The organism is Pseudoalteromonas sp. SWYJZ98, assembly GCF_015864495.1.
Taxonomy (GTDB): domain Bacteria; phylum Pseudomonadota; class Gammaproteobacteria; order Enterobacterales; family Alteromonadaceae; genus Pseudoalteromonas; species Pseudoalteromonas distincta.
Map to the genome: position 1 here is coordinate 95,180 of NZ_JADYXA010000003.1, position 13,034 is coordinate 108,213.

General features: G+C 39.7%; 11 protein-coding genes and 1 pseudogene. 5 read left to right on the forward strand and 7 right to left on the reverse strand.

What is annotated here, in order from left to right; all coding sequences use genetic code 11:
• Nucleotides 1–8: 8 nt before the first annotated feature.
• From I6F10_RS03370 to I6F10_RS03385, 4 genes are all read right to left on the reverse strand, one after another.
• Entirely contained in the window at nt 9–536 is a 528-nt protein-coding gene (locus tag I6F10_RS03370) for a response regulator transcription factor (protein WP_007375575.1), read from the reverse strand.
• On the reverse strand, nt 533–1,774 hold the full coding sequence (locus I6F10_RS03375; protein WP_197098444.1) for a sensor histidine kinase: 1,242 nt from the start codon (nt 1,772–1,774) through the stop codon (nt 533–535). Before I6F10_RS03375 ends, I6F10_RS03370 begins: the two co-directional genes overlap by 4 nt.
• Nucleotides 1,775–1,835: 61 nt before the next feature.
• Nucleotides 1,836–2,240 (reverse strand): nuclear transport factor 2 family protein, encoded by a 405-nt coding sequence (locus I6F10_RS03380; protein WP_024595765.1) that lies wholly within the window; start codon nt 2,238–2,240, stop codon nt 1,836–1,838.
• Nucleotides 2,241–2,248: 8 nt separating this feature from the next.
• Nucleotides 2,249–3,556, reverse strand: coding sequence for a metal-dependent hydrolase family protein (locus I6F10_RS03385; RefSeq protein ID WP_197098445.1), 1,308 nt, complete (start codon nt 3,554–3,556; stop codon nt 2,249–2,251).
• A 153-nt stretch (nt 3,557–3,709) separates the two neighbouring features.
• On the opposite strand from I6F10_RS03385, the gene I6F10_RS03390 reads away from it, so the two are divergent.
• Nucleotides 3,710–4,789, forward strand: a complete 1,080-nt coding sequence (locus tag I6F10_RS03390) for a ketoacyl-ACP synthase III (protein ID WP_197098446.1) — start codon at nt 3,710–3,712, stop codon at nt 4,787–4,789.
• A gap of 70 nt (nt 4,790–4,859) precedes the next feature.
• Nucleotides 4,860–5,246 (forward strand): SMU1112c/YaeR family gloxylase I-like metalloprotein, encoded by a 387-nt coding sequence (gene gloA2, locus I6F10_RS03395; RefSeq protein ID WP_024605693.1) that lies wholly within the window; start codon nt 4,860–4,862, stop codon nt 5,244–5,246.
• A gap of 38 nt (nt 5,247–5,284) precedes the next feature.
• Here the strand turns inward: gloA2 and I6F10_RS03400 are convergent, their stop codons facing one another.
• The gene (locus tag I6F10_RS03400) at nt 5,285–6,649 is read right to left on the reverse strand and encodes a leucyl aminopeptidase family protein (protein WP_024605692.1); all 1,365 of its coding nucleotides are present in this window, start codon (nt 6,647–6,649) and stop codon (nt 5,285–5,287) included.
• Nucleotides 6,650–6,736: 87 nt separating this feature from the next.
• The gene (locus I6F10_RS03405) at nt 6,737–7,159 is read right to left on the reverse strand and encodes a hypothetical protein (RefSeq protein WP_007582356.1); all 423 of its coding nucleotides are present in this window, start codon (nt 7,157–7,159) and stop codon (nt 6,737–6,739) included.
• Nucleotides 7,160–7,271: 112 nt separating this feature from the next.
• Here I6F10_RS03405 and I6F10_RS03410 point away from each other — a divergent pair, with 112 nt between their 5' ends.
• The 3 genes and pseudogenes from I6F10_RS03410 to I6F10_RS03420 all read left to right on the forward strand — a co-directional run bounded on the left by I6F10_RS03410 (nt 7,272) and on the right by I6F10_RS03420 (nt 12,018).
• Entirely contained in the window at nt 7,272–7,442 is a 171-nt protein-coding gene (locus tag I6F10_RS03410) for an oxidoreductase-like domain-containing protein (protein WP_010553991.1), read from the forward strand.
• Between the two features lie 310 nt (nt 7,443–7,752).
• Nucleotides 7,753–10,335, forward strand: coding sequence for a TonB-dependent receptor plug domain-containing protein (locus I6F10_RS03415; RefSeq protein ID WP_197098447.1), 2,583 nt, complete (start codon nt 7,753–7,755; stop codon nt 10,333–10,335).
• A 250-nt stretch (nt 10,336–10,585) separates the two neighbouring features.
• Nucleotides 10,586–12,018, forward strand: a pseudogene (locus I6F10_RS03420) (tetratricopeptide repeat-containing sulfotransferase family protein).
• Here the strand turns inward: I6F10_RS03420 and I6F10_RS03425 are convergent.
• Nucleotides 12,015–12,923, reverse strand: a complete 909-nt coding sequence (locus I6F10_RS03425; RefSeq protein WP_197098448.1) for an alpha/beta fold hydrolase — start codon at nt 12,921–12,923, stop codon at nt 12,015–12,017. The pseudogene I6F10_RS03420 and the gene I6F10_RS03425 sit on opposite strands and share 4 nt — an antisense overlap.
• Nucleotides 12,924–13,034: the final 111 nt, after the last annotated feature.

The window sequence follows — 13,034 nt, forward strand, 5'->3', positions numbered from 1 at the left end:
GTACTAAATTACTGCTGCACCGGCTTTTTTTGTAACTTGCGCTGCAAAGTACGTCTATGCATATTAAGTTGCCTTGCGGTAACCGACACATTGCCATTATTACTGTGCAGTACTTGTTGAATATGCTCCCACTCTAAGCGCTCCGGCGACATAACCGCATCATCAATAACACTCGATGCCGATGGCACAGGCTCGGTGTTAAGCGCTTTTAATAATGTTGCCATATCAACCGGCTTAGTAAGGTAATCGTTTGCGCCTAAACGCATTGCCTCTACTGCGGTTGCTATACTTGCAAACCCTGTTAGTAAAACAATATGAGTTTGGGGGAGCAAACTACGCAGCGGCTTTATGAGTGCAAGCCCGTTGTCGTCACCTAGTTTCATGTCTAATAAAACAAAGTCGGGCAATATTTTACGCGCGGTAAGTAACGCATCACTTTGATTATGCGCCACCTCGCAGATAAAGCTTTGTTTAGTTAAGCGCCTTGCCAGTGTGCTGGCTAAATTAATGTCGTCTTCAATTATAAGTAACTTCATGAGGCGTTATTCTCAATGTTTACAATAGCGAGTTTAACTTTGGCAACAGCGCCGCCATCAGCATGGTTAAACAAAGTAAGTGAGCCATTTAAACGCTCAAAAGTAACGTTTGATAAAAGTACAGCAAGCCCCATTCCCTGATCGCTTGGCATAAGTTGTCCGCCCAGCTCTGCTAATTGCGATGATGAAAAGCCAGGGCCAAAATCGCGAATTAACAAGTAAACGCATTCACTATGTAAGTTATCTTGCTGCCAACTCAGCTCTAATTGAGTTTTACCTTGTTTTTGATTAGCAAGCGCGGCGTTTTGCAATAAATTTAAAATAGCAGGCAATAACATCGCATCACTCAATAGCGTTGCCGCAATAGGTGGCGTAATCCATTTAATGTGCTGATCAGGGTATTGCAGTAAAAGTGTATCTGTAATTTGTGTTTGCAGCTGCTTTACGGTGGTATGCTCTTGTGAATTTTTAAGGCGTAATTGCTCTGAGAGTTTTCTAAAGTCGTTAAGTTGCGTACTACACTGAGTAAGCGGCGCTTGCATGTGCTTAACAATGGGGTTGTTTGGTTGCTCTTCTAATAACTCTTCAAACAATAGCTGTAAATTTGCAATTGGGGTCGCTAGTTGATGGGTTATTTGTGCAGCGGCCCCATCAAGGGTAACAAGCTGTTCATTACGTAATTGTTTTTCACGCACGTTTGCAATAATTCGCTCTCGCTCTTTAAGTGCCCTGCTCATTGCGCCAATAACAAGTGCGATTACGCTGGCACTTAAAACAAAATTGACCCACATGCCAATAAAGTGACCACTCATATTCATTTGATGCATATTGTGATCGGGCATCTTTATCAGTAGCAAACTGTATGAGGCAATGGCTAATACTGCAATATAAGCTAATCCTTTTTCTCGCAGCGTAACAGCTGCGATCATTATCGGGAGCAATAACAGTGATACAAATGCATTAGTTGCACCGCCACTTAGTGAGAGCAAAACCGTTAAAAATAATACATCAGCGGTTAACTGCATCAACATACCCAAAGGTTTAGCGCGACTTACATTACGATAAGCAAATAGGCTAATAAGCTGAAACACAGCCTCAACGGCAATAACAATAAGTAAAGGCAGTAATGCAATTTGATGTTCTAGTAAAAAATAAACGCTAAGTACCGCAATTAATTGCACGGCAATAGCGCCGCTTCGCAGCATTAATAATCGACTAATGGTGGGGTCGGTACGCATTAACAACAGGTTATTGCCCAATCAAATGTTTAATAAGGTTATTTTAACGGTTATATGATTTTTAATCATCATCCATCGAAATTGAAAACGGCGCACAAGGCGTTCCTTGGTGAAACACCATTTTCCATTGTTCATTACTTTTACGCCAAAGCGACATACGCAATGAATAATTAAACTCAGCGCGAGCAGAGCGCCTAAAAGCAGCTTGGTAACTAAGTTGCACTACATCATCGCTCAGCATTCGGCCCTTAAAATGCTGATTATAAAACTGTGGCACAACCTCGGTAGGTAAACGAGTTAGTACTTGGTATTTATTAAATGTAGTGCCATTGGCAGCAATTTCGATAAATTCATCATCGAGTAAAGCATCTAATGCGCGCTCAGATTGGCGAACTTCTGGGTCTAGTAACTGGCGCTCAGCGTCAATCAAATGATTAAACAACGACACTTTTATTTTGCTGCTCATAACCTTCCCTATTGTTTATAAACTTGCCCGGCTTTCATAACAAATTGCACGTTTTTAAGTACGTCGATATTTTTAAGCGGTGAGCCATTCACACTGATAATATCTGCTTGTTTACCAACACTCAAGTCGCCAATGAGTGCGCTTTGCCCCAGCAATTTAGCTGCATGTATAGTTGCTGATTTAATAGCTTGGGCTTCGCTCATACCATTGTTTACCATTAAACTAAATTCGTTAGCATTGAGCCCATGACGCGACACCCCAGAGTCTGTTCCAAAAGCTATATTAACCTTGTTTTTCAGTGCAAGTTTAAACGAAGCTTGCATTTTTGGAGTCACTTCACGCACTTTGTCGGCTATTGCCGGTGGCATATTTGGATTTGTAAGCACATCTTCACTTACCGTTGCACCCGCTAAAAGCGTCGGTACTAAATAAGCCCCCGTTTTTTTAAATAACTTTATTGCCTCTTTATCTAAATAAGAGCCATGCTCAATAGAATCTACACCGGCTTTTAAGGCCGCTTTTATACCTTGTGTACCGTGTGCATGCGCTGTAACTTTACGACCCAAGTGATGAGCAGTATCAACAATTGCAATCAGCTCTGCATCTGTAAGTTGTTGGTTAACACCAGCCGCGGTATTACTTAGTACTCCACCCGTGGCAGTAATTTTAATTACATCAGCGCCACTTTTAATTACCTCGCGTACCGCACGGCTACAATCATCCGCGCCATTACATATACCAATCCCGCCTGTAACCGCATCTGTAATATCTTTTCGATAACCGTGCATATCTGCGTGCCCACCGGTAGGCGATATTGTATTACCCGCTGCAAAAATGCGAGGGCCGTTAATATCATTTCGCTCAATAGCACGTTTTAGCGGAAATATTACTTTGTGATCGCTACCTAAATCTCGCACTGATGTAAAACCCGCATCGAGCGTACGTTGTAAATATTTAATTGAGCGCAAAGCATAATCGGCGTCATGTTCTGTTGCCCAGCGGTGAGGGTTTGCTTTAGCATCTCGCTCAAACGTAACGTGAACATGCATATCAATAAGACCAGGCATTACAAATTGATTTTTAAGATTTATAACATCGGCATCAGGTAGGTTAAGTTCTGCTTTTGTGAGGTAGCCGTTTTTAATGGCTGTTATTGTATTATCTGTTATGACTAACGTTTGCTCTGTTTTTACTTTTTGATCCTCGGATGCAAGTAAACTGCCCGCATAAATAATTTTATGCTGTTGAGCAAAAGCCCCATTTGCTATTAATGCCAGCGTCATTGCAGTGAATGTTGTTATTAGTGTTGTTTTCATACTTGCTCATTTTTTATACTAGCATTACCTTAAATAACCTGTAATTGCGAATATTTACGACACAAAGCATGCTATAAACTAGTCTTGAAAGCCGTTTTTTGGTATAACTCACCCATTAGTAATACATGTCAGACCACCTTAAGAGAACATACTATGCCTTACGCACATATCACTGGTTGGGGTAAATGCATTCCACCAGCAAGCATTAGCAACGATGAAATTAGTGAAATAGTTGATACCACCGACGAGTGGATAACCTCGCGTACAGGCATTAAATCTCGCCGAGTGAGCCATGTAAGTACCGCCGAGCTGGCAACCGTTGCTGCTAAGCATGCTATTGCGTGCGCAGGCGTTGATCCTAAAGATATTGATTTAGTAATATTAGCAACCTGTACACCTTCTACTGTTGTGGCAAATACCGCCTCACAAGTGCAAAAAAATATTGGTGCAACAGGCGCTGCCGCAATGGATACAAACGCTGCATGTTCGGGCTTTTTATATGCGTTGCAAGCCGCAACAGCACAAATTCAAGCCGGTATGATCAAAAAAGCCGTGGTCATTGCCGCTGAACGTATGACCTGGTACGTAAACTGGGCACGTCGCGACAGCGCTGTTTTATTTGGCGATGGCGCAGGTGCAGTAATACTTGAAGCTGCCGATACGCCTGCTGGTTTACTTGGTACCAAAACCGGTTGTGACAGCGAAGACCGCGATATTTTACACATCACCAACTTTGGTAGCGATTTAAATAAGTATGAGCCAATTGGCCCTTCTGATTTATTATTTGAAGGTCGTGAAATATTTAAACGTGCTGTAAAAGGTATGAGTGAAGCCTGCGACGACGTACTTAAGCAAGCTGATTTGAGCCTTGACGACATTAATGTACTCGTTCCACACCAAGCTAACTTACGTATTATTCAGGCTATTCAGCATCGCTTAAAAGTACCTGACGAAAAAGTAATGGTTAACATTGGTGAGTATGGTAATACCTCTGCTGCGACTATTGCTATTGCGTTATGTGAAGCGGTTGAGCAAGGGTTAATTAAACCGCATTCAAATATTATGTCTGCTGCATTTGGTGCAGGTCTTACGTGGGCTGCAAGTTACATAAAATGGGGCGAACGTGTAACGCCTATTAGTGTAAGTGATGCCGCTTTACCGCCATGTGATAAAACTGGTTTAGAGCTTGTAGCATCGGCTGTTAAAGCATGTAAAGAAGCGCAGCCTAGCTAACACAACATGTAATAAGCCACATTTAAAACGCACTTATTTAAGTGCGTTTTTGCTTTTTAAGGAATTAAACTTGAAGCTTTTAGGTATTCATCACGCTGCGATTATTTGTAGTGACTATGTACGTTCTAAACACTTTTATAGCAATGTACTTAAACTTGACGTTATTAATGAGCACTTTAGAGCTGATCGTAATTCATATAAGTTAGATTTAGCCATGCCCGATGGTAGCCAAATAGAGCTATTTTCGTTTGATGGATCGCCCGCAAGACCAAGCTATCCCGAAGCACAAGGCTTAAGACATTTAGCTTTTAAGGTAGCGGATGTACAGATTGCAAAAACGTATTTAGAGTCGTGCGATGTAAACGTTGAGGATATTAGAGTGGATGAAATAACCGGCAAAAAGTTTACCTTTTTTGCCGATCCAGATAACTTGCCACTTGAGCTTTATGAGGTTTAAAACTCATAAGCTCAAGTTCTTACTATTGAATCAAAAACTTACTTATTAAAACGATTTTGTAAGTAGTTAAACACTGCACGAATACCTAATGCTTCACCACCCGTTGGACGACCTGGTAATGCACGTAAGTTCCACGCCATTACATCAAAGTGTACCCACGGTGTTGTTGGCTCAACAAATTCTTTTAAGTAAAGCGCTGCAGTAATAGCACCACCAAACGGTGTACTTGCACAGTTTGCCATATCGGCTACATCACTTTTTAGTAAGTTTTTGTATTGCTCAAACAACGGAAGTTGCCAAACAGGATCATGTACACTTAAACCTGCATCAATAATACCGTTTGCTACATCGCGCTCTGTTGAGAAAAAGCCCGGAAGCTCCGTGCCCAGTGCAACACGACATGCACCCGTGAGGGTAGCAAAATCAATAATTAGCTCAGGATTATCGTTTTGTGCTTCGCTTAATGCATCACACAATACTAAGCGCCCTTCTGCGTCTGTATTATCAATTTCGACCATAATGCCTTTGCGTGTTTTAACAACATCGCCCGGGCGAAATGCATTGCGCGATACTGCATTTTCAACAGCAGGTACAAGCACTCGTAATCTAATTGGTAAGTTAGCTGCCATAATAAGCTGTGCTAGTGCAATTACGTGCGCCGCGCCGCCCATGTCTTTTTTCATGTTACGCATGCCAGAGCTTGGTTTTAAATCAAGTCCGCCTGAGTCAAAACATACGCCCTTACCTACTAGTGTAATTAATGGAGCATCTGTTGCGCCCCATTTTAAATCAAGTAAACGCGGTTTATTTTCGCTTGCACGACCCACCATGTGAATAGTCGGGTAGTTTTGCTCTAGTAACTCATCGCCAATCCACTGTGAAAATTCGCCATTGTAAGTTGCAGCTAAATCTTCCATTACTTGCGATAAATGTTGCGGCATCATGTCTACCGCTGGTGTATTAACTAAATCACGTGCAAGTGTAATGGCATCAGCTTGTTGGCTAATACGCTCAAACAACGCTTTATCGCTAATGGCTAATTGCGCTTTTGCTGTTGGTTTTTCTTTATATTCACTAAATTCGTAACCACCAAGCACAAACCCTAAAGCAACTTGCTCTACAAAAGCGCTCTCGCCTTGAATTTGATAAGTACCAGTAGGAAGTGTATTTGCTAAATTACCCGCAGCCCAAAAATCATCGCTACTTTGCATTAAACAAAATACCTGGCTTAACTCGCCCGTTTTAGCATCAGGAATTAAAGCAACACCTTGCTTTTCAAAACCTGTATTAGTTAACCAATTTTGTATAAATGCAGGCTGCTGTGCTTGCCAGTCAGATAATTCGTTTTTAAGAATAAAAGATAAAGGAATACCAGAAGATGTATGACGTAGTAATGCACTCATTAAAAAGCTCATATAATATAAAAATGGTACTTAAGAGCATATCAATAAGCGCACCTAAAAGGTATCGCTAATTTGAAGGGATTTTAGCTACTTTTTTAAGCTATTTTTGGATTCTTGCTTTTGATTTTCTTGATCTATTTTAGCATCAAGTTCTTTAATTGATTTGTTCATATTAAACGAACTTGGCAGTACATCAACTCCCACTAAACTCCCTAATTTAACAACTAAAGGAATTGTAAGCGGGGCAAAAGGTAATACTGCAAACACACCAAGCCCTAACCCTTTTAAAATATCAACAAACTGTTCATTAGCGCGCTTTAACTCCTCTTTACTTGTTTGGCCTTGAGTGTAGCGCCTATAAATAGAGAGCATTTCTTTGGTTTCTTGTTTTTCTTGCGCAAGTGCAATTTTAAGCGCCACCATAGCACGGCGAAAACGCAGCTGTTGGCGTTTTTTACTAATTTTAACTACCCGCCAAGGTGCACGGTGAATAACTTTATATAATCGCATAACTTTTATTTTCACACAGCAGCACGGGTTCACAAAGAATAATTTACTTACAACATCCTTTAACTTATCCTTTGCACCAAATTAGTATTAAATACATACAACAACACTGAATATGACAAACCAACTACCGCAAAAACCTGAAAAACCAAAATCTGATGAATGTTGTGGTGGTGGCAGTTGCTGCCCCTGCGTGTGGGATGAATATAAAGAAAAATTAGCAACTTGGCGATGCGCACAAAACATTGAAAACCCCACCAAAAAGAAACAAATAAATAACATTTAAATACTGATAACGCATTAATTTTCCTCTCAACAACCCTATTTGCACTTATTTAGTTCATTTTAGCTTTACTTTGCACCATTGTTGCATTTTTTCTTAAATTGAATCTTTTTGTTATCAAATAGTTAATTAGCAATTGCCCTTCCAGTTTTTTACCTATAGTCTGTAAATAGGACTTCACAAAAAGTAAGCTTAATTGATTAGGCTTTTGAGCTAAACCCTCAAACTTATGTGAAACAAAAAATTAAGTAAAAAATAAATGATGTGAAATTAGCATCAAAAATAAGAATTATTCTAACTGGGGAAAATTAGAATGAAATTAAAAAATAATGCGCTAAACCAAGCAATCAAATTTGCTTTAGCTACAACCACTGCAGGGTTGTTTTTTTCGGGTTCTGCTATTGCAGCAGACGAGCAACAGCAAACTAAAGTAAATAAAAACGTAGAGAAAATTGCCGTAGTAGGTACGCGTTCAGCTCCTCGTTCAATAGGTGACTCACCGGTTCCAATCGACATTATTGGCGGCGAAGAGCTTGAAAAGTCAGGTAACACTGACATGCTTGAACTTTTAAAAGGTGCAGTACCATCGTTTAACGTACACCAAAACCCTATCAGTGATGCGGCTTCTCTTGTTCGTCCAGCTAACTTACGTGGTTTACCGTCAGACAGCACATTGGTTCTTTTAAACGGCAAACGTCGTCACCGTGCTTCTGTAATCGCATTTTTAGGCGGTGGTATTAACGATGGCGCGCAAGGCGCAGATATTTCAGTTATTCCAAGCATTGCTATTAAACAAGTAGAAGTACTTCGTGATGGCGCGGCTGCACAGTATGGTTCTGACGCAATCGCCGGTGTAATGAACTTCCAACTAAAAGACGCTTCTGAAGGTGGTAAATTAGAAATCCGCCATGGTCAATTTTATGAAGGTGACGGCGATACAACACAAGTGTCGGGTAACGTGGGTTTACCGTTTACCGACAATGGCTTTGCTAATTTAAGCTTTCAATATAAAACAGCTGATGCAACAAGCCGCTCAGTTCAACGTGCCGATGCCGCAGCACTTTCAGCTGCCGGTGTTCCTGATGTATCTTCTCTTGCACAAGTATGGGGCGCACCAGAAGTAAACGACGATATTACACTTTTTGGTAACGTAGGTTTAGAGCTAACAAACGATTCTGAATTTTACATGTTTGGTAATTACTCTGAACGTGATGTACGTGGTGGCTTTTACTACCGTAACCCGCAAACACGTTCTGGCGTTTACTCAAATGATGGTGGTGAAACACTACTCGTTGCCGACACAACACCTGATATGAGTGCTAATTGTCCTACTATTGCAATAACAGATGGCAACGTACTCGATGATCCTGCTTATATAAATGGTGTAGCAAACAACCCAGATTGTTTTGCCTTTAATGAGATGCTTCCAGGTGGTTTTACACCTAACTTTGGCGGCAACATTACTGATACTTCTTTAACTATTGGTACTAAAGGTCGATTCACTGGTGGCTTCTTAAAAGATACTTACTATGACTTAAGCGGCACTGTAGGTTTAAATGAATCACGTTACTTTATTTACGACACGGTTAATGCCTCTTTAGGTGCAGATACGCCACGTGACTTTAGCCCAGGTAAATACGAACAGCTAGAGAAAAACTTTAACTTTGATTTATCAAAGGGTGTCGACTTTGGTTTAGCATATGATGTAAACATTGCCGGTGGTTTTGAATGGCATGAAGAAACATTCACTATCGTCTCTGGTGATGAAGAATCTTACACTGCAGGCCCTTTAACAGCACAAGGTTTTGGTATTGGCTCTAACGGCTTTCCTGGTTTTAAACCATCACAAGCAGGTGAATTTTCTCGTCGTAACTATGCAGCATATGTTGATGTTGAAGCACCGTTTACTGAAGACTTCTTAATGGGCGTAGCACTTCGATTTGAAGACTACGACAGCTTTGGCACTACCACTAACTACAAAGTAATGGCTCAATACCATTTAACTGAAGATTTAAATATTCGTGGTTCTGTAAGCAGTGGTTTCCGTGCACCAACGGTTGGTCAAGCTAACGTAAGTAATGTACAAACAAGTTTAGATGGCGGTGTATTACAAGATTCAGCGCTTCTTCCACCAACAAACCCAATTGCAGTGCAATTAGGTGGTACAGAGCTTGAGCCGGAAGAATCACAAAGTTATACGCTTGGTGCTGTATACACAATTGGCGAATTATTTTTAACGCTTGATTACTACAACATCCAAGTAGATGACCGTATTAGCCAATCAGATAAAATCAACTTAAGCCAAGCAGACAAAGATACCCTTGCAGCAGCAGGAGTACCTAATGTACAAGGTCTTGCTCAGGTAAGCTTTTTTACAAACGACTTTGACACAACGACACAAGGTATCGATTTAGTTGCAAACTATACAGCTGAATTAATGGGCGGTAGCTCTACATTTAGCCTTGCATATAACTGGAATGATACTGAAGTAACTAAATTTAGTGAAATTACAGGTGCGTTTAAAGTTAAGCGTTTAGAAGAAGATTTACCTAATCATCGTGCAACGTTCACATTGTCTCAACAATGGGAATCAGTTTCTGCATTTGCTCGTGCAAACTACTACGGCGAATACCAAGGTGTTCACGTTGATTATGATGCAACAGCTAAAACAGCAGATGCTGCAGTCACTATTGATGCTGAAGTAACTTACTTCTTAAATGAATCAGTTAGCTTCTCAGTAGGTGCTCAAAACTTATTCGACCAAGATGCTGAAAAACTTGATTTTGCAGATGCAACGGGCACCCCTAATAACAACTGGGGTGGTCAGTTCTACGAAACATCTCCGTTTGGTATTAACGGTGGCTTTTACTACGCTAAAGCAACATATGCTTTTTAAACTATTTTCATGAAGAACCAAAGGCGAAATGTTAAAGACATTTCGCCTTTTTAATTTTATAGTTAATAAAAATAATAATGAACAATACCAATTGCATTGAATAAGTGTTCTATTATAGCGCTCAGAAAATAGCGTAATAACAAGGCGAAAACTATGATATATAGTTGCTCTATATGAATAATTTTTAACGCAGTGAGTACGCTATTTAATGCGATATAATGATTATTTTTTTAATAAAATTGGTATAACTATGCTACTTGAAAAAGCCAACCAACTACTGCAACAAAATAAACTCAAAGAAGCCGAGTTCCATTTTAAAGCAATTTTAAATAGTAACCCTGAAAATGGTGAGGCTTTATTTGGCTTAGGCAGAATTGCCTTACGACTAGAACGTTACGACGCTGCTGTATACCTACTCCAAAAAGCTTGTGAGCGCTTGCCTCATATGCTTGAACCATTACATGCCCTTGCTGATGCATTTAACGGTGTTCATTCGCCAAACGATGCACTAACGGTGCTTGAATACGCAAAAAAATTAGCAAGTCATAATCCAGAACCTCATTATTACTTAGCACAGCACTATTTAACACATGGCGAGTTAGATAAAGCTCATACAACTTTTGCTCATGCACTCAGCATTGGTGTATACCCTGTAACAGCCATATTTTATTTGAACTTGTACAATTAGGTCGCTTTGATAAAGAACATAATTATGTAAGTAATTTGCACCACTTATTAACTCAAACGAGTAATTTACGTTTAAAAATGGTGTGTTACTACGCATTAGCAAACAGTTACGATGCACTTGAGGATACCGAGCAAGCATTTAATTATTTTATATTGGCGAATAAATTACAAAAAAAATTAAGTGAATTTAACACTAAAGATTTAACCCCTTTTTACGATGAAATAATAAAATACAACACCGAGGAGTTTATAGCCTCTGCCGATAAAAAGTTTACGGGTAATATCACGCCTGTATTTATTATTGGCATGCCTCGTAGTGGTTCTACCCTTGTGGAGCAAATGTTGGCAAGCCATAGTCAGTTTTCGAGCCTAGGAGAGAGCACGAGTATTAGTAATAACGCAGTTGCTTTTATCGAACAAAAAACGGGAGTGACTTACCCGCAATGTTTAGCACATTTAACGCCGGATTTAATCAAAAAAGCCCGCGAGCTGTATATCACAACATTAAAAACAGCATCGCCCATCAGACCTTTTATAATAAATAAACTGCCGAGTAATTATCAGTCGCTCGGACTTATATATATTCTATTTCCAAATGCTAAATTTATAAATTTAAGTCGTGATTTTAATGCCACCGCATTTTCTATCTTCACTAATTACTTTGCTGAAAACGAGCCTTACTTTTGCTCACTACCTGAGTTTAAGCTTTATCATAAGTTGTATGAAAAATTGATGAGCCATTGGCACTCTTTTAAAGAGATGCCAATTTATGATGTCAGTTACGAAGATTTAGTGAGTAACCCAAAAGAGCAGCTAACGCAGTTACTTGGTTTTTTAAACTGTAGTTTTGAAGCGCGCTGCTTAGCATTTTATAAACAAAAAACACCGGTAACGACCTTGAGTAAACATGCTATTCGCCAACCTATTAATAACGCCGCAATAGCTAAGTGGGAGCGTTACAAAACACCTCTTTTAAAGTTACTTGATGAGAATTAATTAATCGGATGTGCTTTAAACCAATTAAGTAAATCTTTAAATTGATCATCACGCGCACTTGGGTGGGTAAGCATATTAATATGATCGTAATCAAAATTATGCCCGTGTTTACGACCGTAAATTTGCATTTGTTGAATGCCTAGCCCCGATTCGTCCATAAATTTTTGAATATCGATTGGTTGCGCTAATGCTTTATCTTTTACCGCAGCAATATGAAGCGTTGGCGGTAAATGCAGGTTGTTTAGCGCTTTTGCATAATCAAAATTATCATCAGAATCTATCCATGGCTTCTTTTTAGCCCATTGCATACTTTGATAATGCGACTTTTGAGTTTCGTTATCGCTTCCCCACTTATAACCTTTAGCATTTAAATAGCCATGTTTTTTAGCAAGTAAAGGCGCCATAAAATACCAAATTAAATTGGCTTGTAATAATTTTTGAGGATGATTATTAAATAAAGAACGCTTAGAGCCAAAATACACACACGCTTTTACATCATTAATATATTCTGGAAAACGTGCAAACGCGCTGTTCATTAATACCCCGCCCCAAGAGTGAGCGACCCAGTAGTCAGGCTTCTTGCCTTCAATCAACCCTATTTGCTTAATAAAGGCTGGAATATCTTCTAAAATGGCCTCGGTCTGACCGTACTTAGCGTCACTTGAAATAATCGGCTTACTATCACCTCGGCCACGTAAATCAGCCACATAGCATCGGTACCCATGCTCAGCCAAAAAAGGGGCTAGTCCTTTATTAGAATGGGTGTAAAAAATTTTACCGTTTTCTACAGCTCCATGCATAAAAAATACGACAGGCCCTTGCTGATTTTCATCGCTGATACGGCGTAAATGAAGTGTTTGGTGAGCGTCTAAATTAATAATTATTGATTGCTGAGAAATCGCCACAGTTATTCCTTTTTATTATTTTCAACTCATCCTACCAGCAATATTAAATATACCAAAGGAAATGTCTGCACTTTACTCATCAGCATTTGTTACAATCACCACATTATATAT

Bases quoted from the DNA above. Each gene is read 5' to 3' on its own strand.
- I6F10_RS03370 (WP_007375575.1), bottom strand. From the start codon at position 536: ATGAAGTTACTTATAATTGAAGACGACATTAATTTAGCCAGCACACTG.
- I6F10_RS03375 (WP_197098444.1), bottom strand. From the start codon at position 1,774: ATGCGTACCGACCCCACCATTAGTCGATTATTAATGCTGCGAAGCGGC.
- I6F10_RS03380 (WP_024595765.1), bottom strand. From the start codon at position 2,240: ATGAGCAGCAAAATAAAAGTGTCGTTGTTTAATCATTTGATTGACGCT.
- I6F10_RS03385 (WP_197098445.1), bottom strand. From the start codon at position 3,556: ATGAAAACAACACTAATAACAACATTCACTGCAATGACGCTGGCATTA.
- I6F10_RS03390 (WP_197098446.1), top strand. From the start codon at position 3,710: ATGCCTTACGCACATATCACTGGTTGGGGTAAATGCATTCCACCAGCA.
- I6F10_RS03400 (WP_024605692.1), bottom strand. From the start codon at position 6,649: ATGAGTGCATTACTACGTCATACATCTTCTGGTATTCCTTTATCTTTT.
- I6F10_RS03405 (WP_007582356.1), bottom strand. From the start codon at position 7,159: ATGCGATTATATAAAGTTATTCACCGTGCACCTTGGCGGGTAGTTAAA.
- I6F10_RS03410 (WP_010553991.1), top strand. From the start codon at position 7,272: ATGACAAACCAACTACCGCAAAAACCTGAAAAACCAAAATCTGATGAA.
- I6F10_RS03415 (WP_197098447.1), top strand. From the start codon at position 7,753: ATGAAATTAAAAAATAATGCGCTAAACCAAGCAATCAAATTTGCTTTA.